Origin of the sequence: Cryobacterium adonitolivorans, from assembly GCF_004402695.1 — a bacterium.
GTDB lineage: Bacteria > Actinomycetota > Actinomycetes > Actinomycetales > Microbacteriaceae > Cryobacterium > Cryobacterium adonitolivorans.
In genome coordinates this window covers 1-23,524 of sequence record NZ_SOFL01000052.1, presented here as the reverse complement: position 1 = coordinate 23,524, position 23,524 = coordinate 1, and the positions used below count along the sequence as shown (strand labels likewise).

Here is a 23,524-nt window from a genome sequence, read left to right as displayed (position 1 = left end):
CCGGGTCACAGCAGCGCCCGTCCCGGTGCCATCGGCGCGGGTTCGAACCAGGTGCCGACGTGTTCGCCGCGGAGGGCGGGCCCCGCCAATCCGGCAGCGGTGACGAGCACGGCGGTTCCTGCGGACGCCGCCAGGCGGGCCGCCGTGACCTTGGTGCTCGCTCCACCGGTGCCGACGCCTGGCCCGTTGCTTCCGCCGAACTCCATGCCGACGAGGTCCTGGTCGAAGCCGATGTCGTCGATCCGCTCGGCACCCGGCAGGTGCGGCGGCTTGGTGTACAGGGCATCAACGTCGCTCAGCAACACCAGCAGGTCGGCCCGGATCAGTACGGACAGCATCGCCGCGAGCCGGTCGTTGTCGCCGAACCTCAGGCCGTAGGTGGCCACGGTGTCGTTCTCGTTCACGATCGGCAGGATGCGCAGGTCGAGGAGACGGTTCACCGCCCGGCGTGTGTTGCTGCGGTGCGGCTCGTTGAGGAGATCTCCCTCAGTGAGCAGCACCTGTCCGGCGGAGATGCCATGCCGGTCGAGAGTCTTCTGATAGATGGCAGCGAGCACATTCTGCCCGACGGATGCCGCGGCCTGCTTGGTGGCCAGATCCGTCGGTCGGTCCTCCATGCCCAGGTGACGCATCCCGCTGGGGACCGCGCCGGAGGATACCAGGACGACTTCGGCGCCGCGGTCATGTAGCTTCGCCAGCGTCTCAATCAGCGGGCCGATCTGATCGACGTTGTCACCCGTAATCGATGACGACCCGACCTTCACAACGACTCGCCGCGCTGTGGGGATCCGGGCCCGCTCGTGGGAGCTCATTCGGAGTCTCCCTCCTTGAGTCGCCGGCGTGCGGCGTTGTTCTCGGTGACTACGCCTTCGCCGGCGTTGTACTCCTCTTCGCCGGTGGACCACATGCCGGCCTCGCGCTCACGGATGAGCTCGGCGCGCGCGGCGGACTTGGCGTCCATGCGCTTGAGGTATTCCTCGCGACGCTCGTTGCTGGTGCGGCGCTTGGAGTCGTCCATACGGCTGTCCGTGCCACGAGGGGCGGTGATCAGCTCGGCGGTAGAGGTGAGGGTGGGCTCCCAGTCAAAGATCATGCCGTCGCCCGGGCCGATGACGACGGTCGAACCGGCGACCGCGCCGGCCTTGAACAGTTCGTCCTCTGTCCCGAGCTTGGCCAGCCTGTCGGCGAGGAAGCCGACGGCCTCGTCGTTCTTGAAGTCGGTCTGCTGCACCCAGCGTTCGGGCTTGGCGCCGAGGATGCGGAAGATGTTGCCGAACGAGCCACCTTCGACGCGCACGATGAAGCCGCTGTCGTCGACGGGCTTGGGGCGGATGACGATGCGCGGCTTAAGCGCCGCGGCTTCGGCGCTGGTGATCCGGCCGGCTTCGACGGTCTCGGCCAGGGCGAAGTTCAGCTGGCGAAGTCCCTCGTGGCTGACCGTGGAGATCTCGAAGACACGGTAGCCGCGCTCCTCGAGCTCGGCCTTCACGAAGGCGGCGAGCTCGCGGCCCTCCGGAACGTCGATCTTGTTCAGCGCGATTAGCTGGGGACGCTCGAGCAGGGGCGTCTGGCCCTCGGGCACCGGGTACGCGGCGAGTTCGCCGAGGATGATGTCGAGGTCGCTGATCGGGTCGCGGCCGGGGTCGAGGGTGGCGCAGTCGAGCACGTGAAGCAGTGCGGTGCAGCGCTCGACGTGGCGCAGGAATTCGAGGCCGAGTCCCTTACCCTCGCTGGCGCCCTCGATGAGGCCGGGCACGTCGGCGACGGTGTAGCGCACCTCACCGGCATCCACGACGCCGAGGTTGGGCTGCAGAGTGGTGAAGGGGTAGTCGGCGATCTTGGGCCGGGCCGCCGAGATGGCGGCGATCAGGCTGGACTTGCCGGCCGAGGGGTATCCGACGAGCGCGATATCCGCCACGGTCTTCAGTTCGAGGTAGACATCGCCCTCGAAGCCGTAGGTGCCGAGCAGCGCGAATCCCGGGGCCTTGCGCTTGGTGGAGGCGAGCGCGGCGTTGCCGAGGCCGCCCTGGCCGCCCGCGGCGACGACGATGCGGTAGCCGGGCTCCGTCATGTCGGCGAGCTCGTTGCCCTCTGCGTCCTTGACAACGGTGCCCAGCGGCACCGACAGCTCGATGATGTCGCTGCCGTACCCATTGCGGTGGTCACCCATGCCGGGGCCGCCGTTCGCGGAGCTGCGGTGCGGTGAACGGTGGAACGCGAGCAGTGTCGTCACCTGCGGGTCGGCCACGAGCACGATGTCGCCACCGTTGCCGCCGTTTCCGCCATCGGGGCCGGCGAGAGGCTTGAACTTCTCGCGTTTGACCGAGACACAACCGTTTCCTCCGTTGCCCGCTCGCAGGTGCAGCGTGACTTGGTCAACGAACGTGGCCATGGGAATGCCCCTTTCAGGTGGCGATACAAACAAACATGAGGACGAGCCGAAGCCCGCCCTCATGCTGAAAAGCTGTGTGGATGCCTAAGCGGCAGCCACCACGATGTTGACGACCTTACGGCCACCCTTGGCACCGAACTCGACCGAGCCGGCTTCGAGGGCGAAGAGAGTGTCGTCGCCGCCACGGCCGACGTTCACGCCGGGGTGGAAGTGGGTGCCACGCTGACGGACGATGATCTCGCCCGCGCCGACAACCTGACCACCGAAGCGCTTCACGCCGAGGCGCTGTGCGTTGGAGTCACGACCGTTGCGAGTGGAACTCGCACCTTTTTTGTGTGCCATTTGTTATTCTCCTCGGGCCTAGGCGATGCCGGTGACCTGAACGCGAGTGAGCTCCTGACGGTGCCCCTGACGCTTCTTGTAACCGGTCTTGTTCTTGAACTTCTGGATGACGATCTTCGGGCCGCGAAGGTCGTTGAGGACCTCGGCGGTGACCTTGACGTTGGCCAGCGACGTCGAGTCAGAGGTGATCTTGTCGCCGTCGACGAGAAGCACGGCGGCCAGCTCGACGTTGCCGTCCTTGTCAGCCTTGATTCGGTCCATCGTTACGATGGTCCCGACCTCTACCTTCTCCTGCCGCCCACCGGCGCGCACAACTGCGTAAACCACTTTACGTACCTATCTCTGGGGAACCCCGGGGGCTCCGATTCCTATGATGGAAAGTTACCGAGTGCACATGAACCAAGTCGGACCATGTCACTTCAGAAAACCTTGGGCGCTACGTGGACAGAGTCCTTCGCACACCAACACTCGACTTTAGCGGATCGGATTGCCCCGGTCAAACCATCTCGAGAGGGCGTGTCGCGCCTTCGGTTCGAGGGTGCCGCCGAGGTCCACGCTGAGGGCCGGGATTGTCCATACACTTTCAGCATGGGCATACTGATCGACCAGCCGGCCTGGCCGGCGCACGGCACGCTCTGGTCGCACCTGGTCAGCGACTCCTCGCTCGAGGAGTTGCACGCCTTCGCGGCCGCCCAGGGCATCCCCCGGCGCGGATTCGATCTGGACCACTACGACGTGCCCCTGGAACGCTACGACGCCCTGGTGGCGGCCGGAGCGGAGCCCGTCGACTTCCGCGGACTGGTCACCCGGCTGCGGGCGAGCGGGCTGCGCGTCCGCGGCAAGGACCGCTGACGTTCCTCACCAGGTAGCGTCGATGCCCACGATGCTCCGGCTGATGGCCCCGGTCGCGAGCTCCACGAAGAGTGTCGTCGCCGTGGTTGCCTGCGGGTCGACGGGGTAGCCATCCGTCACCTGGGTTTGACCGTTCGGCACGGTCTGGATCGCCAGGTACTGGTCGTTGGGTGAGATGGTGAATCCCACGATGGTCTCGTTCGGCAGCACCGGTTCGTAGACCGGTCGGGTCGTCGGGGCGGCCGGGTCGCCCGTGACGAGGATGAGCGTTTGCCGCACCCGCCCGGTCGCCTGGTCGAATTCGGCGACCCTCTGCACGTACCCCTCTCCCCCGGTGAGGAAGCGCAGTTCAGCGGTGTATGGCGTGGTGCCGGCGACATCCCTCACGATCGCCGCTTCGGCACCCGTGGAAAGGTCGAGGATGTACTGGTTGTCCTGATCGGACACGGCAATGCGCAACCCGTCGGGGGCGAACGCGTTGAGGTTGGGGAACTGGCCGATCGGGATGGGCACGGCGTCATCGGGCACCGCGTCATCGGGCACGGTGTCATCGGGCACGGTGTCATCGGGCACGGCTACGCCGTCCACGCGGGGGTCGATCAGGAGCAGGGTGGTGTCGAAGAGTTGCGCCACGACCTCGGCACGGTTGGCCATGAAACCCCAGGCGATGGCCTGCACGGGCTCGCCATCGAGACCGGCCACCGTATCGACGGTGCCGCGGGTGAGGTCGAGCAGGAACAGGGTGTTGTCGTAGACGTGCCCGGCCGCCCCAGGGGCGCTGCTGAAGCGGAAGCCGACGGTGCTCGAGGACGAGGAGGCCTGCAGATCGTGCACCGTCCCCGTGCCGGGCAGGGTGAGTTCCGCGGCGCGGCCGTCGCGGTCCACCAGGCTGAGCGTGTTGCTGAGGTCGTCGGCGAGGGCGACCACCACGAGTTCCTCACCAACGGGAACGAACGACTGGATGTACGGGGCGCTGAACGCGACGCTGGTCTCGGCCGATCCCACGGTTGTGCGCACAATCCGGTCCGGCGCCTTGGTCGACTCACCGGGCTGGGCCGGGGACCGGCTGAGCAGGTAGAACGGTGCTTCGTCGGTGTGGAAGGTGACGGCCAGGTCGCTCGACCTGTCCGCGAACGGGCCGGTGACGTCGATCACCGCCACCGTGTACTCGGTGTCGTAGGCGAGCGGCTGGGGAAAGACGATCACGATGGAGTCGTTCCTGGTCTGCACGTCCACCACGACGGCGGGACTGACGGTGACCTGGTCCGCGCCGACGTCGGCGAGCTGCTGGTTCGTGTCGAGCACCAGCCGCTGGTTGGCCGCCGTGACGACCGCGCTCGCGTCCACGTGTGAACCGGTCAGACGGGGCCCGTTGAACACGTTGACAGCCACGAGCGCCAGGCACAGCACGGTCAGGCCGGTGAGCAGGACCGCGAGGGTACGGCGGAACCGCCGGGTCGCGGCTGCGGGTGCCGGCTCGGGTGTCGTCGGGCCTGAAGATCCCAGCTCAGTAGACATATGGGTCGCTCGGCTGGTCGACGGGCTCGATGGTAGTGGGCAGCACGGCGAGGCTGTCGGCGGATCGGGAGCTCGGGTTGCTCATGAACGTGCCGCTCACCTGTACCCAGTCGTCGGTGTCGTAGCTGGCCTGCCAGCCCGGCTGGTACACGGCCACTCCGATGGGCTGGGCGTCCACGGCGCAGCAGGTGACCACGAACCTGGCCACGTAAAAGACGTTGTCGGGGTCTGCGGCGTCCGGCAGCACAAAGCCGGTGATGCTGGCCGTCTTGTCCGCGTAGAGGGCGGGGTCCTCGGACTGGGCCAGGAGCGACACCCATTCCTTCACGCTCAGGCGGTCGTAATCGCCGGTGCCCACCAGGTCGGCCGCCTCCTCGGCGGCTGCCTCGCTGTCCAGCCCGCCGGAGTTGACCTCGCGTTGGATGGCTGTGGCGCTGGTCAGGGTGGCCGGCGGCAGGCCCAGAACCGCGACGGCGGCGAAGGTGAGCAGCGCGGCGCTTCCGCCGAGCGCGAGGGCCCGGCGCCCGGCGGTCGTGCGGTCGCCGGTCGGACGGCCGGCCGGCCGGGACTCGTCGGCCGGCCGGGTGCGAAACGCGAAACTCGCGACGACGAAGACGAGTCCGAGCCCGGCCATCACCGTCGTGAAGATGAAGTAACGCGGGTGGATGTACAACCCGAGCTGCCCGGTGGCGCCGAGCCAGAGGGTGGCCACCACGACTACCAGGCTCAGTCCGATGCCGCGCCAACGCTCGGCGAGGTAGCGGGAAAGCCCGTCGGTGCGCGGCGTCTTACGTGGGGTGGTGCCACGCGATACGGCTCTAGGCGACATAGTTCACCAGCAGGCCAGCGGCCGCGCTCATCAGGGCCACCAGGGCGGTGATCTGCACGAGGGTGCGGGTGGTGAAGGTGGTGCGCATCAGCGCGAGCATCTTGACGTCGATCATGGCTCCGAAGGTGAGGAAGGAGGCGATACCGCCCGGCATGAAGGTGCTGCCGAACGACAGCACGAAGAAGGCGTCGACATTGGAGCAGACCGCGACGATGAAGGCCAGGGCCATCATGGCCAGCACCGACCAGACCGGGTTGCTGCCCAGCGCCAGCAGCACCGACCGCGGCACGAAGACCTGGGTGAGCGCCGCGATCAGCGATCCGAGAAACAGGGCGGGCATGATCACCGCGGTCTCGCGGGTGAATAGGTCCACCGAACGCTCGATGCGGCCCGGACGGGCACCGGGCGGGTGGCTGTGTCCCTCATGCTGATCATTGTCGTGCCCGGAGACGCCCGGCACGGCGCAGGAAGCCGAGAAGGTGCGCGTGAGGAGGCTGTCCGGGTTCGGGTGGCGGCTGAAGAGCCAGCCGATCACGTTCGCGATCACGAATCCGGCAACGATGCGGGTGAGAAGGATCCCATCTCCCCAGCCGAAGGCCTGGTGGGTGGTGATGATGGTGATCGGGTTCAGGATGGGGGCCGCGAGCAGGAAGGTGATCGATTCCGGCACCGTGAAGCCGCCCACCATGAACCCGCGGGCCAGCGGCACGTTGCCGCATTCGCAGACCGGGAAGAACATGCCCAGCAGCGAGATGCAGGCCCGGCGAAGCAGGGGTTGGCGGGGAAGGAACCGGGTGATGAAGCCGTGCGGCAGCCAGACCTGGACCACCGTGGACAGCAGGATGCCGAGGAACACGAATGGCGCGGATTCGATGATCACGCTCAAGGCGAGGGTGATGGTGTCCTGGGCGCGGTCCGGGACGCCCCAGCCGGCGAACGCCGGGCTGGCGGCGCGGATCGCGAACGCGGCGGCCACCAGCGCAACACCGAGGATGAGTCCGGTGGGCGCGCGCCTCACCGACCCCCTATCCCTGCGCATCCGTCGATCTTACCGGCGTGCAGCGACCAGCCCGGTCAAGCCCGAAGGCCCAGACGAGAGGCCCAGACGAGAACAGCGGTGCCGCCCGGACTGGGCGGCACCGCTGTGGGGCCGATGAGGGTCGTCGACCGTTAGGCGTTGTCCTGAGTGGGAACCACGATCGGCTGCACGGTGGCGGTCGGACCTCCGGCCGTGGTGACCCGGCGGCTGCGCGACCGGCCCTGGCCGGGCTGCTTGGGCTCCGGCAGGGCGTCGAGCACCGAATCCAGAAGCTGGTCGGTGACCTGCTTGCTCACCGGGCGGCGACTGCGCGGTGACTTCTGCACGGGGATGTCCAGAATCGCGACACCCTCGACAGAGTCGGCCGGCTCGACCTCCGGAACCGGCACCGACTCCTGAACCGCCGGTGCGGCGGGCTCGGCCTCGATGGTGGCCGGGGCGGTGGCCGCCTCGTCGGGCTGCGCGGCGGGCGCGCTGTCGGTCGTCTGGCCGTTGCGGCCACCCGAACGGCCGCCCGAACGGTTGCCGCGGGACGTCGAACGAGCCGCGGGTGCGGCCTCAACGCTTTCGGTCTCGGTCGGGGCGGCGGCCTCGGCAGCCGGGACAGCGGCCGGGGCAGCTGTCTCTGTCGGCGGGATCACGGGGATCGAGCCGGTCAAAGACCGGCTGATTGTGCGCGCGGCGATCAGCGCGAGGGCGTGCTTGGCGTCCTCGGTGATTCCGTGCGTGCCGTGGCCGGCCTTGGCGGCATCCGTCTGCGCGGGTGCGGCGTGCGCCTGGCCCGAGTGCTGGTTGCCGTTGCCACGCTGGCCAGAGGTGCCGTTGTCGTGGCCAGAGCCGCCGTTGCCGTTGGACTTGCTGCGGGGGCGACGCTCCTGAGCGGGCTGAGCGGGCTGGGCGGTCTGGCGGTGCTTGACAACGGGGTCGTGGTGGATGACGATTCCACGTCCGGCGCATGCCTCGCAGTTTTCGCTGAACGACTCCAGCAGGCCCAGGCCGAGCTTCTTCCGGGTCATCTGCACAAGCCCGAGCGAGGTGACCTCGGCCACCTGGTGCTTGGTGCGGTCGCGGCTGAGGCACTCGACCAGGCGGCGGAGCACCAGGTCCCGGTTGGACTCCAGGACCATGTCGATGAAGTCGACCACGATGATGCCGCCGATGTCGCGCAGGCGCAGCTGGCGCACGATCTCGTCGGCCGCTTCCAGGTTGTTCTTGGTGACGGTCTCTTCGAGGTTTCCGCCAGACCCGACGAACTTGCCGGTGTTGACGTCGACAACGGTCATCGCCTCGGTGCGGTCGATCACGAGCGAACCGCCCGACGGCAGCCAGACCTTACGGTCCAGGGCCTTCTCGATCTGCTCGGAGATGCGGTATTCGTCGAACGCGTCGCGTTCGCCCTCGTAACGCTGGACGCGCTCGACGAGGTCGGGAGCCACCTGGCGCAGGTAGGACTCGATGACCTCCTGGGCGTCGTCGCCGGAAATGACCATCTTGTGGAAGTCCTCATTGAAGACGTCACGCACGATCTTGATCAGCAGGTCGGGCTCGCTGTGCAGCAGGGCCGGGCCGGAAACCGTTTCGACCTGCTTGGCGATGGAGGCCCACTGCGAGGTGAGTCGGTTGACGTCGAGGGTGAGCTGTTCGTCGGTCGCGCCCTCGGCGGCGGTGCGCACGATGACGCCCACGTTGTCGGGCAGGACCTCCTTGAGGATCTTCTTCAGCCTGGCGCGCTCGGTGTCGGGCAACTTGCGGCTGATGCCGTTCATCGACCCGTTGGGCACGTAGACGAGGTACCGGCCCGGCAGCGACACCTGGCTGGTGAGCCGGGCGCCCTTGTGGCCGATCGGGTCCTTGGTGACCTGCACGAGCACCTTGTCGCCGGGCTTGAGGGCCAGCTCGATGCGGCGGGTCTGGCTGCTCCCCGGGGAATTCACCGCGGCGGCGTCCCAGTCGACCTCACCGGAGTAGAGCACGGCATTGCGGCCGCGTCCGATGTCGACGAAGGCGGCTTCCATGCTCGGCAACACGTTCTGAACCCGGCCGAGGTAGACGTTGCCGATGAGCGACGCATCCTGGTTCTTGGCCACGTAGTGCTCGACGAGTACGCCGTCTTCGAGAACGCCGATCTGGATCTTGTTGTGCTTGGCACGCACGACCATGGCGCGGTCGACCGACTCGCGGCGGGCGAGGAACTCGGCCTCCGTGATGACCGGGCGGCGGCGGCCGGCATCGCGGCCGTCGCGGCGGCGCTGCTTCTTCGCCTCCAGGCGGGTGGAGCCCTTGATGCGCTGGGGCTCGGTGATCAGCTCGGGTTCGCGGGGGGTGCGCACCCGCACCACGGTGTTCGCGGGGTCGTCGCTGCGGCCCTCTTCGCCGGTGCGGCGGCGGGCGCGCCGGCGTACCGTCGAGCCTTCTTCGGGGTCGTCGTCCTCGTCGTCGAGCTGGCGGCCGCCGGACCTCACCGGGGCCGGCAGGATCGCCGGTGCCTGGAAGATCAGTGACGTCGTCGGCCGGCGAACGACCTCGACGGTCTCGTCGAACGGTGTCGGCAAGGCGGGGAATGCCACCGGCTGGTCCGTCACAGCGGCAGCCAACGCTGCTGTAGCCAACGCTGCTGACGACTGGTCGGCCGAAGCCGACGGTGACTCCGGCGTCACGGCCGGGTCGCCCTGAGCGGGTACGCCAGGCGTCTCACCGATCGGTTCGAGCTGCTTGGCCGGTGCCGCCTTCCTGGTTGTCTTGCGAGTGCCGAACAGGCCCTTGCGCTTCTTGTTGTCGTTGTCTTCCACCATCACTGGTGCGCTCCTTGACCGCTGTGGGTGACCGCGCCACCCACTCGGTTACTCTCTCGTGCGGGCCTTTCGCTTGCGCGAAAACCCCGCGAATCCTATTGCGTTACGCAACCGGCTCTTGGCTCTGGTTGCAAATACCTTTGGTCTAGGACCAATGAATCTGGGCGAATGCCGCCCATTAAGCCTTATGGCATCGGTTTGAGCGCGGCTCAAACGACTGTTTCGATTATCGCACGCATTCTCAGGGACGCGCACGCGACACATGGCATAATCCGAATGTGCCATTCACCACCTCAAAAAAGCCTCCGATCGGCCTCGCTGTTTTCCTGATCCTCGCCGGGGCAATCGGGTTCGCGGCGGCATTCGCGCTCACCCTGGACAAGTTCGCGATGCTGGAAGATCCCAACGCCCAGCTGTCCTGCAACTTCAGCGTCCTGGTGGGCTGCAGCACCAACCTCGGCTCCTGGCAGGGCGCGGTGTTCGGCTTCCCGAACCCTCTGATCGGAGTAACCGGCTGGAGCGTAGTGATCACCATCGGCGCCGCGATCCTCTCCGGCGCCCGCTTCGCGCGGTGGTTCTGGCTGGGCCTGAACCTGGGGGTCGCCGGGGCGCTTGCCTTCGTCATCTGGCTCATGGGTCAGAGCTTCTTCGTCCTCGACGTGCTGTGCCCGTGGTGCATGGTCACCTGGGCCGTGACGATCCCCGTGTTCCTCGCCGTGACCCTGTACAACCTCAAGACCGGCATCATCCCGGGTTCGGCCCGCATGCGACGGATGGCGGCCGGCGCGTACTCCTGGATTTTCGTGATCACCATCGCCTGCTACCTCATCGCCGCCACGGTCGCCCAGCTCCAAATGGACTTCCTCCACCGCCTCTAGGCCCGCGAGCCGTGAGAAAAGCCCCGAAGACTTCCAGTTTTCGGGGCTTTTCTCACGGCTCGCGTGGAGGGGATGCGGGGTCTAGGCGAACCAGAGCGCCAGCTCGCGGGCCGCGGACTCGGGCGAGTCCGAACCGTGCACGAGGTTCTGCTGAACCTTCAGGCCCCAGTCCCGACCGAGGTCGCCGCGAATGGTTCCCGGTGCTGCCGTGGTGGGGTCGGTGGTGCCCGCCAGGGCGCGGAAGCCCTCGATGACGCGGTCGCCGGCGACACGCAGGGCCAGGATCGACCCGCTTTCCATGAACTCGACGAGCGGCTCGAAGAACGGCTTGCCGGCGTGCTCGGCGTAGTGCTCGGCGAGGAGTGTGCGCTCGGCCTGCACGAGCTTGATGTCGACGAGGGAGTACCCCTTTGCCTCGATCCGGCGGAGTATCTCGCCGGAGAGATTGCGGGCCACGCCGTCGGGCTTGACCAATACGAGTGTTTCCTGAACGTTAGTCATGAGTTCTCCTTGTTCGGTCTGTCTGGGTTCTGTCTGTCTATGCGTGAACCGGTGATCATGCAGTAGACCCACATGCCGGCAAACAATGCCCCGACGACGAACATCGCCGGGTTGAGGAATCCGGTGGCGACGATGACGACCTGGATGGCCCAGCCGATCGTGTAGGCCCAGTTGTACCGTAGCAACCCGAGAGTGGCGACCATGATCAGGCACAGCAGCGCTCCGCCGCCGAGGGTGACCCAGGCGGGCAGGTCGCTCAGCCCGAAGATCACCAGCGTGGCCAGGAACACCACGATCAGCTCGAAGCCGAGCACGATCGAGGCGAGCGAGCGCCGCACCGATCCGCTTCTCACTTGGTCATCCAGTCTCCCGCGTCGGCCAACGCCACGGCGTCGCCGACGAGGGTGATCGACCCGGCGACGAGCACGGCACGCTTGGGGGCGTCCTGGGCCCAGCCGCGCGCTGCGTCGAGGGCCTGGGCGAGGTCGCCGAACCTGAAGGTGTCGGCGTCGCCGACGTGCTCAGCGACGAGATCGGCCAGGTCGTCGACCGGGATCGCCCGCTCGGAATGCGACTGGGTCACGTGGAATCGGGCGACAGCGGGGCGCAGGGCCTCGATGATGCCCGCGGCGTCCTTATCGGCGAGGATGCCGACGACGACCACGATCTCGTCGAAGTCGAAGTAGCTGTCCAGGGCCGCTGACAGGGCGAGCGCCCCGTGCGGGTTGTGCGCGGCGTCGACGAGCACCGTCGGCTCGACGCCGACCAACTGCAGCCGGCCGGGTGAGGTCGCCGTGGCGAGGCCTTCCACCAGGATGTCTTCGACGAGGGCCTGGCTGCCCGCGCCGAGGAACGACTCGACTGCGGCGATGGCCACGGCTGCGTTCTGGGCCTGGTGGGTTCCGTAGAGCGGCAGGAACAATTCGGAGTAGGTGCCGGCGATGCCGCGCACGGAGATGAGCTGTCCGCCGACGGCCACCTTGCTGGCGAGGAGCGCGAATTCGGTTCCCTCACCCACCACGGTCGACTCGGTGAGCTCGGCTGCCCGGCTCAGCTCGGCCATGGCTTCCGGCAGCTGCGCGGCGGTCACGACGGCCGCGGCGGGCTTGATGATGCCGGACTTGGTGCGGGCGATCTCGGCGATGGTGCTGCCGAGCCGCCTCGTGTGGTCCAGCGCGATCGGGGTGAACACGGCCACCTGACCGTCGGCGACGTTGGTGGAGTCCCATTCGCCGCCCATGCCGACCTCGAGCACGACGACATCGACCGGCGCATCCGCGAAGCACGCGAAGGCGAGAACCGTGAGGGCCTCGAAGAAGGTGAGCGGCTCGTCACCGGCCGTGGCCAGCTCGGCGTCGACCATGAGCAGGTAGGGCTGGATGTCGGCCCAGTTCGCGGCCAGGGCCTCGTCGGTGATGGACTGCCCGTCGATCACGATGCGCTCGTTGAGCCGCACGAGGTGCGGGCTCACCAGCAGCCCGGTGCGCAGCCCGTAGGCGCGCAGGATGCTCTCGATGATGCGGCTGGTGCTGGTCTTACCGTTCGTGCCGGTCACATGGATGATCGGGTACGAGTTCTGCGGGTCGCCCAGCAATTCGACCGCGCGGCGGGTGGCCTGCAGCCTCGGCTGGGGGGAGCCCTCGCCCACCCTCTCGAGAAGCGCTGCGAGCACGGCGTCGCCGGCGTCGCGGAATTCGTCGGGGTAGTAGTCGTCAGACATTGATGGTTCCTTTTTCGCGGGCGACGGCAACGATGACCGGTCCGTGGTTTGCGTAGTGGTCGGCCTCGAAGCGCACGTAGTGCTCCACGATCGAGCCGGTCAGGCCCGGCAGCCATTCGGAGGGGGTGCCGGCTGTATCGGCCGGGGCGGCATGGGTGCGGAAGCGGGTGGCGAGGGTTTCGCCGGCCACATCGACCCCCGTCGCCAGGGCGAAGGTGGCGGCGTCGGTGTCGGCGAAGAAGACCAGGTCGAGGCGGATACGGTCACTGACCTCGAATCCGGCCGACTTGCGGGTGTCCTGCACGGCGCGGATGAGGTCGCGGGCCAGGCCCTCCGCCTCGAGTTCGGGCGTGGTGGTGGTCTCCAGCAGCACGAAGCCGCCGCCGGCGAGCAGGGCGAGGGCCGAGCTGTTCAGCACCGAGTCGACGTCCGTGGCCGTGGAGGCGGCCTGCAGTTCCAGGTCGTACTCCCCCGCCGCCAATTCGATGCCGCCGGCGGTGACGACACCGTCGGTCTCGGACCAGTCGCCGGTGCGGGCGGCCTTGATGACCTGTTGCACCTGCTTGCCCAGGCGCGGGCCGGCGGCCCTGGCGTTGACGGTGAGCTTGGAGGTGATGCCGTAGCTCTCGGCAGAGCCCGGCTCCTGTTCGACCAGGGTGACGGCCTTGACGTTCAACTCGTCGCGCAGGATGCCCTCGAAGCCGGCCAGGGCGGCGGTGTTCGTGGTGACGACGGTGAGGTTGGCCAGGGGAAGGCGCACCCGCAGGCCGGCCTTCTTGCGCAGCGACAGCACGGTGGAGCTGACCAGGCGCACCTGGTCCATGGCCGTGACCAGGCCGGTATCGGCGGGGAAGACCGCGGCGTCCGGCCAGTCCGTGAGGTGCACGCTGCGTCCGCCGGTCAGGCCCTGCCAGATGCGTTCGCTGATCAGCGGCAGTAGCGGGGCGGCCACCCTGGTCACGGTCTCGAGGACCGTGTACAGGGTGTCGAAGGCATCCGCTCCGGTGCCGTCGGCGGTGACGCCGGCCCAGAACCTGTCGCGGGACCGGCGCACGTACCAGTTGGTCAGCACATCCGCGAAGTCGCGCAGGCGCGAGGCGGCGAGGGTGCTGTCCAGGCGTTCGAGGTCGCTGGTGACGTCCTCGATGAGGTCGCGGGTCTTGGCCAGCAGGTAGCGGTCGAGCACATCGGTCGAGTCGGTGCGCCAGATCGCGGTGTAGCCGGAGGCGTTGGCGTAGAGCGAGAAGAAGTACCAGGTGCTCCACAGCGGGAGCAGCATTTGGCGGGTGCCTTCGCGAATGCCCTCCTCGGTGACGATGAGGTTGCCGCCGCGCAGCACCGGGGAGCTCATCAGGAACCAGCGCATGGCGTCGGAGCCGTCGCGGTCGAAGACCTCGTTGACGTTGGGGTAGTTGCGCAGCGATTTGCTCATCTTCTGGCCGTCGTTGCCGAGCACAATTCCGTGACTGACGACGTTCTTGAACGCGGGCCGGTCGAACAGGGCGGTCGAGAGCACGTGCAGCAGGTAGAACCAGCCGCGGGTCTGGCCGATGTACTCCACGATGAAGTCGGCCGGGTTGTGCGAGTCGAACCATTCCCGGTTCTCGAACGGATAGTGCACCTGCGCGAACGGCATCGAGCCGGAGTCGAACCAGACGTCGAGGACATCCTCGATGCGCCGCATGGTGGACTGCCCGGTGGGGTCGTCGGGGTTGGGCCGGGTGAGCGCGTCGATGTACGGGCGGTGCAGGTCGGTGGGGCGCACGCCGAAGTCGGCTTCGAGTTCGTCGAGCGAACCGTAGACGTCGATGCGCGGGTAGGCGGGGTTGTCGCTCTTCCACACCGGGATCGGTGAGCCCCAGTAGCGGTTGCGGCTGATCGACCAGTCGCGGGCGTTGCCGATCCACTTGCCGAACTGGCCGTCCTTGACGTTCTCCGGAACCCAGTTGACCTCCTGGTTGAGGTCGACCATGCGGTCGCGGAAGTCGGTGACCCGCACGAACCAGCTCGACACGGCCTTGTAGATCAGCGGGTTGCGGCAGCGCCAGCAGTGCGGGTATGAGTGCTCGTAGCTGGCCTGGCGCAGCAGCCGGCCCTGCTGCTTGATCAGCTGGGTGAGCGGCTTGTTCGCGTCGCTCCAGAGCTGACCGGCGACCTCGGTCACGTCGGCCAGGAACTTACCGCCGTCGTCGAGCGAGAGGATGACCGGGATGCCGTAGGCCTGGCAGACCGTCTGGTCCTCCTCGCCGTAGGCGGGGGCCTGGTGCACGATGCCGGTGCCGTCAGAGGTGGTGACGTAGTCGGCGACCACGAAGCGCCAGGCGTTCTGAGTGCCCCACTCGCTCTCGTCGGCGTAGTAGTCGAACAGGCGGTCGTAGGAGACGCCCTCGAGGTCGCGGCCGGTGACGGTGCGACTGATCGCGACCGTCGCGTCGGCGGCGCTCTCGTAGCCCAGGTCCTTGGCATAGCTGCCGACGAGGTCGATCGCCAGCAGGTACTCGGCGCCCAGCACCTCGGTGGCGTTACCACCAGTACTGCCACCAGCTGTGCTGCCACCAGCTGTGCTGCCGGCTGCCGGGCCGGCCTGCTCGCGCAGCACCTCGGCATCCGGGGTGCCGTGCGGGCCGGCCGGAACGACGGCGTACTCGATGTCCGGGCCGACGGCCAGGGCGAGGTTGGTCGGCAGGGTCCACGGCGTGGTGGTCCAGGCGAGGGCCCGCACCGCGGTGAGGCCGAGGGTCTCGGCCTTGGCGCCGACCAGCGGGAAGGTGACCGTGACCGTCTGGTCCTGGCGCATCTTGTAGACGTCGTCGTCCATGCGCAGTTCGTGGTTGGACAGGGGGGTCTGGTCGCGCCAGCAGTACGGCAGCACCCGGTAACCCTCGTAGGCGAGTCCCTTGGTGTGCAGCTCCTTGAACGCCCAGATCACCGACTCCATGAAGGTGATGTCGAGGGTCTTGTAGTCGTTTTCGAAGTCGACCCAGCGGGCCTGGCGGGTGACGTACTTCTCCCAGTCCTTGGTGTACTCGAGCACCGATTCCCGGGCGACGGCGTTGAACGCGGCCAGGCCCATCTCTTCGATCTGGCTCTTGTCGGTGATGCCCAGCTTTCGCTCGGCCTCGAGCTCGGCCGGCAGACCATGGGTGTCCCAGCCGAACCGGCGGTGAACCTGCTTGCCGCGCATGGTCTGGAAGCGCGGGAACAGGTCCTTGGCGTAGCCGGTGAGCAGGTGGCCGTAGTGCGGCAGGCCGTTGGCGAACGGCGGGCCGTCGTAGAAGACCCACTCCGGCGCGCCCTCGCGGTTGTCGATTGAGGCCTGGAACGTGCCGTCCTTCTCCCAGAAGTCGAGCACCTCGCCCTCGATCTGCGGGAAGCTCGGCGAGGGAACGACGGCTGCGTCGCGGACGGGATCGGGGCTGGGCAGGCCGAACGCGTTGTCTGTGGGCTGCTGCGGGTACGTCATGCTTCTCCTGGACGAGGCGGGTGAAAGCCGCTGGCCTATTCCACGAGGACGCCAGCCCCGACAGGACAAAGCGCGGTACCACCTCGCTTGCCGTTCCCGTGTTGGCGAACGACCGCTCAAACTAAGGCTGTGACGGGCCCGACCCGTTCGGCTTTACTTGCCGGGCACGTGCCGGGGCACGATCACGACGTTCTTCCGAAAACTCCCCGGTGATAGCCGGATCAATGTCGATTAATACTATCTTGTCAGGAATCCGCACGGACGGTTCCTGAACCGGTCCGGGTCAGGCCAGGTCGAGGACGGGGTGGAATCCCCCGCACACCGGTGAGATCGCGGCGTCAACGTACCCGACCAGCTCCCCGCGGCCCACGCCCGCGGCGGCCCACTCCCGCGCGGCCGCGACCGCCGCCGCCACCACCGCACTCGAGAACGCCCGGCCGGCGAGGTCCGCCTCGATGGTCTGCCCCGGCCTGGCGCCGACGAACTCGTGCACGAGACCGACCTGCACGAGAAACCTGGCCAGTGCGGATGCCTCGAGTTCACTGCTCGTCGCCATCAGCTCGTACTGGGTGAGGGCCCAGGGCACCCGGCCGGGCCCGAACCCCACGGCCACCCGCAGCAAGGCCTGCCGCACCGATTCGGTCACCGGGGCGGCCCGGTCGCAGCCGGCGAGCGAGGCGGGGAGCGCGGCCAGGCCCGCGTCGACATCCACCCAGAGCAGATCGCTCTTGGCTGAGAAGTAATTGAAGAAGGTGTTGCGACTCACCCCGGCCCGCCGGGCGATGTCGCCGATCGTGGTGCCGGCGTAGGTCTGCTCCAGGAACAGCTCTGCTGCGGCCTCTTCGAGCATGGCCCGGGACGATGCGTGGGGACGGCCGGGGGCACGGGAATCCGACATGGCTCTCCTGTGTTCTACGATGAGACTCGACGCGTCTGTTTTCTGGACCGAGTCCAATAATGCCACAGCAGGCTTCCCCCGCACCGCCTTCGTGAAAAGAGACCGCCGCATGCCCCGTCCGGGAATCGTTCCCTCATCCCCGCGCTCCGCCACCTTCGCCGTCCTGGCCGGCGCTGTTGCACTCGGCCTCGCCCTCACCGGCTGCACGACCGCGACCCCCGACCGCAGCGATGAGCCCGCCGCCGGCGGCACCCTGACCTACGCGTCCGGCGACGCCGAGCCCACCTGCCTGGACCCCCACGTCGGCGGGAACTACCCGCAGGCCCTGGTCAGCTCCCAGTTCCTGGAGTCGCTGGTCTCGCTGGACACCGACGGCACCATCATCCCCTGGCTGGCGGACAGCTGGAGCGTCAGCGACGACGGACTCTCCTGGGAATTCACGCTGAAGGACGACGTGAGCTTCACCGACGGCACCCCGCTGGATGCCGCCGCGGTGCAGGCCAACATTGCCCATCTGCAGGACCCGGAAACCGGCTCATCGACCGGGTACCTGGCCCTGGCCAAGGTCACCGGCACCGAAGCGGTCTCAGACTCCGTGGTGCGCTTCACCCTGGCCCAGCCCGACAGCGCGCTGCTCGAGTCGCTCGCTCAGCCGTGGCTCGCCATCGAATCCCCCACCGCACTGACGCGCAGCCAGGATGAGAACTGCGCCGCGCCAGTGGGCACCGGCCCGTTCATCGTCGACTCCTGGGTGAAGCAGAACGCCATCACGCTGATGCGGAACGAGGACTACACCTCTCCTCCTGCCGACGCCGAGCACGCCGGTCCGGCATACCTGGAAAGCATCGTCTGGCGCTTCATCCCGGACTCGGCCTCCCGCTACGCCGCCCTGCAGGCCGGCGAGGTCGACGTGATCGACAACGCCCAGCCCGACACCATCAGCCAGGCGGAGTCCAGCGACACCATTGTGCACCTCGACGCCCCGCGACCCGGCGCCTCCAACCGCATCGAACTGAACTCCGGCAAGGCGCCGTTCAACGACGCCGCGGTGCGTGAGGCGTTCATCCGTTCGGCCAATGTCGACGATGCCGTTGCGTCGCTGTTCCAGGGCAGTGCCGAGCGGTCCTATTCCGCACTGTCCAGCGTCGAACCGCTCGGGGTGTCCGAGCCCGACCTGTTCGACTACGACCCTGACGCCGCCGCCGAGCTGCTCGACGGCGCCGGCTGGTCCCAGAAGGACTCCGACGGCTATCGCGTCAAGGACGGCGTGCGACTCACCGTCGTCTTCCCCGTGAGCACCAACCAGTCCATCCCCGCCGAACAGTCCCTGTTCGAGCAGATCCAGGCGACGGCCAAGGAGACCGGGTTCGACGTTCAGCTGACCAAGCTGGACCTCTCCAGCTGGTACACCGCTCTGGGCAGCAATGCGTATGACGCCGTCAGTGCGCCGTACACCAAGATCGGCCCGGATGTGCTTCGGATCCTGTTTCACGCCGACGGCATCACCCCGGCGCCCAGCGGTTACTTCGCCAACCACGCCCAGGTGAACAACCCCGAACTGGACTCCCTGCTCACCGAGGCGGACCAGACCAACGACGCCGACCAGCGCGCTTCGCTCTACGAAGACGCCCAGGAGTTGATCCTGAACGGGTACTACATCCTGCCGCTCTACGACCAGCAGAATCACTTCCTGCTCGGCTCGGCGGTCGAGGGCGCCCGCGCGCTTCCGACGGTGTCGACGCCGGCGTTCTACGACGCGTGGCTGAACCGCTGACGATAGCCGCCCGGCGGGGCGTACGGCCTCGGCTCCGAGGTCTCGTCCGGCGAATCGCCGGCGCGGTCTTCGTACTGTGGGCCGTCGCCACCGTCACGTTCTTCGCCGTGCGATTGATCCCCGGCGACCCGGCCGAGGCCATCCTCGGCGGTCCCGGCTCGCAGACCTCGCCGGAGGCCCTCGCGGCGGTGCGCGCCGAATACGGCCTCGACCAGCCGCTGCTGGTGCAATACCTGCAGCAGCTGGGTCGGCTGGCCACCGGCGACCTCGGCCGGTCCTATGCGCTGAACATGGATGTCGGCCCGCTCGTGCTCAGCCAGCTCGGCGGCACCCTTGTCCTGGCCGTACTCTCGCTCGCGGTCGCCTGGCTGATCGCACTCGTCCTGGCCACCTGGTCCACCGGTCGCGGCCGCCTGGCCGCCCAGATCGGCTCCGGCCTCGAGATCGTCGCCGCGGCCCTGCCCCATTTCTGGCTGGCCACCACCCTCATCGTCGTCTTCAGCATCTGGGCGGGGGTCCTGCCGCCGATCAGCACGGTGGATGCCCGCGGCCTGGTGCTGCCCGTCGTCACCCTGGCCATCCCCCTGGCCGGGTTCCTCGGTCAGGTCATGCGGGAGAGCCTCACCACCGCCCTGGAATCACCGTTCGTGCTCTCGGCCAGGGCTCGGGGGGAAAGCGATCGCGGGGTGCTCTGGCGACACGCCCTGCGGCACGCCGCCCTGCCCGCGATCAGCCTGTCCGGATGGGCGTTCGGCTCCCTGATCAGCGGCGCCGTGGTGGTCGAGACAATCTTCGCGAGGCCGGGACTCGGCCGCACACTGCTCAACGCCGTCACCGTTCGCGACGTGCCGGTGGTGGTCGGCGTGGTGATGGTCGTCGCCCTGGCCTACATCCTGATGACCATCGTCACCGACCTGGCGTCAGCCCTGGCCGACCCGCGGCCCACCGAACACGGGAACGGAGCGCTCTCGTGAGCGAGCTGGAGATTCAGGCGTCGGCGACCGGCCGCGGTGCCGGCCGCTCCCCGACAGCCGCGCGCGGCCGGCTCGGCAGGATGCGGGTCACGTTCGTGGAGCTCGCCGCCGTGCTCGTGGCCGTGCTGCTGCTCACCGCGGCGATCGCCCCGCGCCTGCTCGCCCCCGGCGACCCGCTCGCCATCGACCCGCTGGCCGCGTTCGGCGCCCCGTCGTGGGCGCACTGGTTCGGCACCGACGAATCGGGCCGGGACGTCTATACGCGCGTTGTCTACGGCGCCAGGGATTCCCTCCTGATCGGCCTCACGGCCACCCTGATCGGGCTCGGCCTTGGCGCGGTCCTCGGCACCATCGCCGGCACCCTCGGCGCGGCCGTGGACTTCACGGTCAATAGATTCCTGGAGGTGCTGTTCGCGTTCCCCGGGCTGCTGCTCGCCCTGCTGTTCATCCTGGTGTTCGGTCCGGGTCCCGGCAGTGCCATCGTCGCGGTGGGGCTCTCCACCGCACCGGGTTACGCGCGCATCATCCGCGCCCAGCTGCTGCGGGTGCGCTCCTCGGCGTTCGTGGAGGCGGCCACGGTGCAGGGCCTGGGTCGCGGCCGGATCCTGGCCAGGCACATCCTGCCCAATACGCTGGCACCGCTGCTCGTTCTCGGCACCCTCGGCATCGGTCAAGCCATCGTCTGGGCAGCCGCGCTGAGCTACCTGGGGCTGGGCGCGCAGCCCCCGGCCGCCGAATGGGGTGCCATGCTCTCGGCCGGCCGCACCTACATCACCTCGGCCTGGTGGATGAGCTTCTTCCCCGGCCTGTTCATCGTCCTGACCGCCGTGTGCGCGACGACCCTCGGCCGCTCGATCGAACGACGGATGAGGCACGCATGAGCACAAAAGGCTCCCTCGCCGCCGGCCCGAACGCCGCCGGCCCGAACCCTGCGGTCGCCCTGCGGGTGCGCAACCTGCGGGTGGGTTTCGGCGATGCGTCCGCCGACGACGCCGTGCGCGGCGTCTCGTTCGAGGTCAGCGTCGGCGAATGCCTGGCCATCGTCGGCGAATCCGGTTCGGGCAAGAGCGTCACCGCGCGTAGCATCCTCGGACTGGCCGGCGCCGGGGCCAGGGTCAGCGCCGACGAACTCAGCCTCGCCGAGGAGTCCGTGCTCGGGCTCTCGGAGACGGCCTGGCGCCGCCGCCGCGGCCGGGACGTGGGCCTGGTGCTGCAGGACGCCCTCGCGTCCCTCGACCCGCTCCGCCCGATCGTTCGGGAAATAGGCGACTCGCTGCGGCTGCACACCCGCCTCGACTCGGCCGAACGCACCCGCCGGGTGCTCGAGGTCCTTGACGCCGCCGGACTGTCCCAGCCGGAGCTCTACGCCGGCCGGCGCTCCGGGGAGCTGTCCGGTGGCCAGCGCCAGCGGGCGCTGATCGCCGCCGCCCTCGCCCTCGATCCCCCGCTGCTGGTGGCCGACGAGCCCACGACAGCGCTCGACGTGACCGTGCAGGCCCAGGTCCTCGACCTCCTCGAGCAGGCGCAGGCCCGCGGCACCGCCATCGTGCTGATCAGTCACGACCTCGCCGTGGTGAGTCGCATCGCGGACCGGATCGCGGTCATGCACGACGGCCGTATCGTCGAGACCGGTACAACGGCCGAGGTGCTCCAGAACCCCCGGCACGCCGAGACCCGGCGAATGCTGGCCGCGATTCCCGTGGACAGGCCGCGCGGTTCGCGGCTCGCGCCGGCCATGGATACTCGGCAGACACCGCGCGCAGGCGTCTCCGACCGCGAGAGCGCCCCAGTGCGTCCGGCGGTTCCGGCGACGTCGGCGGCTTCGACACCCGAGGCCGACAGTGCCGCGCTGGAGGCCATTGGTCTGGCCAAGACCTTCCGAGGACCACACGGCACCGTCCATCACGCCGTCGACAACGTGTCCTTCAGGGTGCCGCGCGGGAGCACCCTGGGCATCGTGGGCGAGTCCGGGTCGGGCAAAACCACCACCGCCAGGCTCGTCCTGGCCCTCACGGCAGCCGACGCCGGCGAGGTTCGCCTGCTCGGCGAGCCGTGGAGCGTGCTGCCGGAGCGGGACCGCCGGGCCATGCGGCCCCTGGTCGGCGCCGTGTACCAGGATGTGCTCGCGTCGTTCGACCCGCGGTTGAGCGTGCGCGAGCTCCTCCGTCACGCGGTGGCCGGTGCGGCACCCGAGAGCCCCAGGTCCGGTCGTTCCTGGTCCAGTCGTTCCTGGTCCGGCCGCGGCGGCGCCGCTCTACGCAATGCCGGAGCAGCCAGGGTCGCTGAGTTGCTGGACAGTGTCGGCCTGGCCGGCGCCCTGCTGGATCGCAGACCCGCCGACCTTTCCGGTGGCCAACGCCAGCGAGTGGGTATCGCCCGCGCGCTGGCCTCCCGGCCACAAGTGCTCATCTGCGACGAGCCCGTCTCGGCGCTGGATGTGAGTGTGCAGGCGCAGGTACTCGATCTGCTCGACGAGCTGCAGCGCGAGTTGAAGCTGAGCCTGCTGTTCATCTCCCACGATCTCGGCGTGATCCAGCACGTCAGCGACCAGGTAGCCGTGATGCACGACGGCCGGGTCGTCGAGACCGGCACCGCCACCGAGGTGTTCACGGCGCCCACGCATCCGTACACACAAGCGCTACTGGCGGCGGTGCCGCGCCTGCCCTGAACCCGCGGGTACCCTACGCTGCGCCCTGTGTTCTCCATTGTGACCTCGACGCTTCGGCCGGCCGCCTCGAGGTGGCCGCACTGGTCGGGACCACGGACGCCCTCGGCGCGTTCCTCATCATGCCCGTAACCATCCTCGCCCGGCTGGCGAGCTTCATCGGAATGTTCCTGGTGCTGCGTCCCGGGATGCCGCGCCGACCACGGGACGTCCCACGCGGAGCCTGTCACAACGACCTCGTAACGCGACCCCGGCCGATCAGTCCAGGGCGGACCTGGCATACTCGGGCAGGAATTCCGGGACGGAGATGTCGACGGTGAGGGACGAGGACTCCCCCGCATCGGCGGGCACGACGAACTCCGCCTCAAAAGAATAAGGGATGCTCAGCTCTGAGGAGCAGGATGTGAGCGACGGCCCTGCTCCGTCGAGGTCGATCGCACCCCCGGTGTTCGTCCAGCTCCGGGTCACATTCCCGCCGCCGGATTCTTCCAGCCGTGCGGCGCACAGATCGGGGACGCCATCCGGCCCCGTGCCCGTCGGGTCGACCATGACCGTGACGGCTATCAGATCGGTGCCGGCGGGGAGCTCCCGCTCACGCCCGGTAGCGCGGTCAGCACTGAACCTGTCGGTCGCGTCGATGCGCCACCGTGCGTTGCCGGCACTGAGTCCCCCTCGGTTGGCCATGGGGCCATCGCAGCGAGCCACGGCCGGGCGATGCATCCAGCGGCTGTGCGGTGGCCGGTTCGTCTACCGCCGACGCCGTTCCAGGGTCGGCCGCTCCTCCACAAGGGGCCGGTCAGGGAACTCTTCCACACCTGGTTTTGCTGGGGCTGGAGTGTCGGTGGTCGGTGCGATTATCAAGGTATGAGCAGCCCAGCAGAGCAGTT

20 protein-coding genes are annotated in these 23,524 nt (G+C 68.4%); 6 read left to right on the top strand and 14 right to left on the bottom strand.

Going from position 1 to position 23,524, the window contains the following annotated elements:
• Positions 1-5: 5 nt before the first annotated feature.
• The 4 genes from proB to rplU form a co-directional block, all read right to left on the bottom strand.
• A complete protein-coding gene (gene proB / locus E3O42_RS15675; protein ID WP_134454834.1) occupies positions 6-812 on the bottom strand; it encodes a glutamate 5-kinase in 807 nt (268 codons plus the stop codon).
• Positions 809-2,392 carry a GTPase ObgE gene (obgE, locus tag E3O42_RS15670; protein WP_134454833.1) on the bottom strand — a complete coding sequence of 528 codons (1,584 nt, stop codon included), beginning with the start codon at positions 2,390-2,392 and terminating at the stop codon, positions 809-811. The genes proB and obgE overlap by 4 nt, the downstream gene beginning before the upstream one ends.
• 84 nt (positions 2,393-2,476) lie before the next feature.
• Entirely contained in the window at positions 2,477-2,734 is a 258-nt protein-coding gene (gene rpmA, locus E3O42_RS15665; RefSeq protein ID WP_066595878.1) for a 50S ribosomal protein L27, read from the bottom strand.
• A gap of 18 nt (positions 2,735-2,752) precedes the next feature.
• On the bottom strand, positions 2,753-3,061 hold the full coding sequence (gene rplU / locus E3O42_RS15660) for a 50S ribosomal protein L21 (RefSeq protein ID WP_066595881.1): 309 nt from the start codon (positions 3,059-3,061) through the stop codon (positions 2,753-2,755).
• A gap of 261 nt (positions 3,062-3,322) precedes the next feature.
• Here rplU and E3O42_RS15655 point away from each other — a divergent pair, with 261 nt between their 5' ends.
• The gene (locus E3O42_RS15655; protein ID WP_134454832.1) at positions 3,323-3,586 is read left to right on the top strand and encodes a DUF4031 domain-containing protein; all 264 of its coding nucleotides are present in this window, start codon (positions 3,323-3,325) and stop codon (positions 3,584-3,586) included.
• A gap of 6 nt (positions 3,587-3,592) precedes the next feature.
• Here E3O42_RS15655 and E3O42_RS15650 read toward each other — a convergent pair whose 3' ends face one another.
• The 4 genes from E3O42_RS15650 to E3O42_RS15635 all read right to left on the bottom strand — a co-directional run bounded on the left by E3O42_RS15650 (position 3,593) and on the right by E3O42_RS15635 (position 9,764).
• Positions 3,593-5,104, bottom strand: a complete 1,512-nt coding sequence (locus E3O42_RS15650) for a hypothetical protein (RefSeq protein WP_134454831.1) — start codon at positions 5,102-5,104, stop codon at positions 3,593-3,595.
• On the bottom strand, positions 5,094-5,933 hold the full coding sequence (locus E3O42_RS15645; protein WP_134454830.1) for a TIGR03943 family putative permease subunit: 840 nt from the start codon (positions 5,931-5,933) through the stop codon (positions 5,094-5,096). The genes E3O42_RS15650 and E3O42_RS15645 overlap by 11 nt, the downstream gene beginning before the upstream one ends.
• A complete protein-coding gene (locus E3O42_RS15640) occupies positions 5,923-6,972 on the bottom strand; it encodes a permease (protein ID WP_134454829.1) in 1,050 nt (349 codons plus the stop codon). The genes E3O42_RS15645 and E3O42_RS15640 overlap by 11 nt, the downstream gene beginning before the upstream one ends.
• Positions 6,973-7,103: 131 nt before the next feature.
• Positions 7,104-9,764, bottom strand: a complete 2,661-nt coding sequence (locus tag E3O42_RS15635) for a ribonuclease E/G (protein ID WP_134454898.1) — start codon at positions 9,762-9,764, stop codon at positions 7,104-7,106.
• A 278-nt stretch (positions 9,765-10,042) separates the two neighbouring features.
• On the opposite strand from E3O42_RS15635, the gene E3O42_RS15630 reads away from it, so the two are divergent.
• Positions 10,043-10,642, top strand: coding sequence for a vitamin K epoxide reductase family protein (locus tag E3O42_RS15630; RefSeq protein WP_134454828.1), 600 nt, complete (start codon positions 10,043-10,045; stop codon positions 10,640-10,642).
• An 81-nt stretch (positions 10,643-10,723) separates the two neighbouring features.
• On the opposite strand, the gene ndk is transcribed toward E3O42_RS15630, so the two are convergent.
• The 5 genes from ndk to E3O42_RS15605 all read right to left on the bottom strand — a co-directional run bounded on the left by ndk (position 10,724) and on the right by E3O42_RS15605 (position 17,224).
• Positions 10,724-11,143 carry a nucleoside-diphosphate kinase gene (gene ndk, locus E3O42_RS15625; RefSeq protein ID WP_134454827.1) on the bottom strand — a complete coding sequence of 140 codons (420 nt, stop codon included), beginning with the start codon at positions 11,141-11,143 and terminating at the stop codon, positions 10,724-10,726.
• Positions 11,140-11,496 carry a DUF4233 domain-containing protein gene (locus E3O42_RS15620; protein ID WP_241984873.1) on the bottom strand — a complete coding sequence of 119 codons (357 nt, stop codon included), beginning with the start codon at positions 11,494-11,496 and terminating at the stop codon, positions 11,140-11,142. The genes ndk and E3O42_RS15620 overlap by 4 nt, the downstream gene beginning before the upstream one ends.
• Positions 11,493-12,863 (bottom strand): bifunctional folylpolyglutamate synthase/dihydrofolate synthase, encoded by a 1,371-nt coding sequence (locus E3O42_RS15615; protein WP_134454825.1) that lies wholly within the window; start codon positions 12,861-12,863, stop codon positions 11,493-11,495. Before E3O42_RS15615 ends, E3O42_RS15620 begins: the two co-directional genes overlap by 4 nt.
• The gene (locus tag E3O42_RS15610) at positions 12,856-16,326 is read right to left on the bottom strand and encodes an isoleucine--tRNA ligase (protein WP_134454824.1); all 3,471 of its coding nucleotides are present in this window, start codon (positions 16,324-16,326) and stop codon (positions 12,856-12,858) included. The genes E3O42_RS15615 and E3O42_RS15610 overlap by 8 nt, the downstream gene beginning before the upstream one ends.
• Before the next feature lie 283 nt (positions 16,327-16,609).
• Positions 16,610-17,224 carry a TetR/AcrR family transcriptional regulator gene (locus E3O42_RS15605; RefSeq protein WP_134454823.1) on the bottom strand — a complete coding sequence of 205 codons (615 nt, stop codon included), beginning with the start codon at positions 17,222-17,224 and terminating at the stop codon, positions 16,610-16,612.
• A 109-nt stretch (positions 17,225-17,333) separates the two neighbouring features.
• Here E3O42_RS15605 and E3O42_RS15600 point away from each other — a divergent pair, with 109 nt between their 5' ends.
• From E3O42_RS15600 to E3O42_RS15585, 4 genes are all read left to right on the top strand, one after another.
• Positions 17,334-18,998 (top strand): ABC transporter substrate-binding protein, encoded by a 1,665-nt coding sequence (locus tag E3O42_RS15600; protein WP_134454822.1) that lies wholly within the window; start codon positions 17,334-17,336, stop codon positions 18,996-18,998.
• Entirely contained in the window at positions 18,983-19,972 is a 990-nt protein-coding gene (locus E3O42_RS15595) for an ABC transporter permease (RefSeq protein ID WP_420897888.1), read from the top strand. Before E3O42_RS15600 ends, E3O42_RS15595 begins: the two co-directional genes overlap by 16 nt.
• A gap of 80 nt (positions 19,973-20,052) precedes the next feature.
• Positions 20,053-20,853, top strand: coding sequence for an ABC transporter permease (locus E3O42_RS15590; RefSeq protein ID WP_134454894.1), 801 nt, complete (start codon positions 20,053-20,055; stop codon positions 20,851-20,853).
• A complete protein-coding gene (locus E3O42_RS15585) occupies positions 20,850-22,640 on the top strand; it encodes a dipeptide ABC transporter ATP-binding protein (protein WP_134454821.1) in 1,791 nt (596 codons plus the stop codon). Before E3O42_RS15590 ends, E3O42_RS15585 begins: the two co-directional genes overlap by 4 nt.
• Before the next feature lie 255 nt (positions 22,641-22,895).
• Here E3O42_RS15585 and E3O42_RS15580 read toward each other — a convergent pair whose 3' ends face one another.
• Complete coding sequence (locus E3O42_RS15580; RefSeq protein WP_134454820.1) at positions 22,896-23,321, bottom strand: hypothetical protein; 426 nt, start codon at positions 23,319-23,321, stop codon at positions 22,896-22,898.
• Positions 23,322-23,524: the final 203 nt, after the last annotated feature.

What these genes read in the sequence shown, in the direction of transcription:
- E3O42_RS15640 (WP_134454829.1), bottom strand. Translation starts at nt 6,972, where the DNA reads ATGCGCAGGGATAGGGGGTCGGTGAGGCGCGCGCCCACCGGACTCATC.
- E3O42_RS15590 (WP_134454894.1), top strand. Translation starts at nt 20,053, where the DNA reads ATGCGGGTCACGTTCGTGGAGCTCGCCGCCGTGCTCGTGGCCGTGCTG.
- E3O42_RS15615 (WP_134454825.1), bottom strand. Translation starts at nt 12,863, where the DNA reads ATGTCTGACGACTACTACCCCGACGAATTCCGCGACGCCGGCGACGCC.
- E3O42_RS15600 (WP_134454822.1), top strand. Translation starts at nt 17,334, where the DNA reads ATGCCCCGTCCGGGAATCGTTCCCTCATCCCCGCGCTCCGCCACCTTC.
- proB (WP_134454834.1), bottom strand. Translation starts at nt 812, where the DNA reads ATGAGCTCCCACGAGCGGGCCCGGATCCCCACAGCGCGGCGAGTCGTT.
- E3O42_RS15655 (WP_134454832.1), top strand. Translation starts at nt 3,323, where the DNA reads ATGGGCATACTGATCGACCAGCCGGCCTGGCCGGCGCACGGCACGCTC.
- ndk (WP_134454827.1), bottom strand. Translation starts at nt 11,143, where the DNA reads ATGACTAACGTTCAGGAAACACTCGTATTGGTCAAGCCCGACGGCGTG.
- rpmA (WP_066595878.1), bottom strand. Translation starts at nt 2,734, where the DNA reads ATGGCACACAAAAAAGGTGCGAGTTCCACTCGCAACGGTCGTGACTCC.
- E3O42_RS15645 (WP_134454830.1), bottom strand. Translation starts at nt 5,933, where the DNA reads ATGTCGCCTAGAGCCGTATCGCGTGGCACCACCCCACGTAAGACGCCG.
- E3O42_RS15610 (WP_134454824.1), bottom strand. Translation starts at nt 16,326, where the DNA reads ATGACGTACCCGCAGCAGCCCACAGACAACGCGTTCGGCCTGCCCAGC.
- E3O42_RS15635 (WP_134454898.1), bottom strand. Translation starts at nt 9,764, where the DNA reads ATGGTGGAAGACAACGACAACAAGAAGCGCAAGGGCCTGTTCGGCACT.
- E3O42_RS15580 (WP_134454820.1), bottom strand. Translation starts at nt 23,321, where the DNA reads ATGGCCAACCGAGGGGGACTCAGTGCCGGCAACGCACGGTGGCGCATC.
- E3O42_RS15650 (WP_134454831.1), bottom strand. Translation starts at nt 5,104, where the DNA reads ATGTCTACTGAGCTGGGATCTTCAGGCCCGACGACACCCGAGCCGGCA.
- obgE (WP_134454833.1), bottom strand. Translation starts at nt 2,392, where the DNA reads ATGGCCACGTTCGTTGACCAAGTCACGCTGCACCTGCGAGCGGGCAAC.
- E3O42_RS15605 (WP_134454823.1), bottom strand. Translation starts at nt 17,224, where the DNA reads ATGTCGGATTCCCGTGCCCCCGGCCGTCCCCACGCATCGTCCCGGGCC.
- E3O42_RS15585 (WP_134454821.1), top strand. Translation starts at nt 20,850, where the DNA reads ATGAGCACAAAAGGCTCCCTCGCCGCCGGCCCGAACGCCGCCGGCCCG.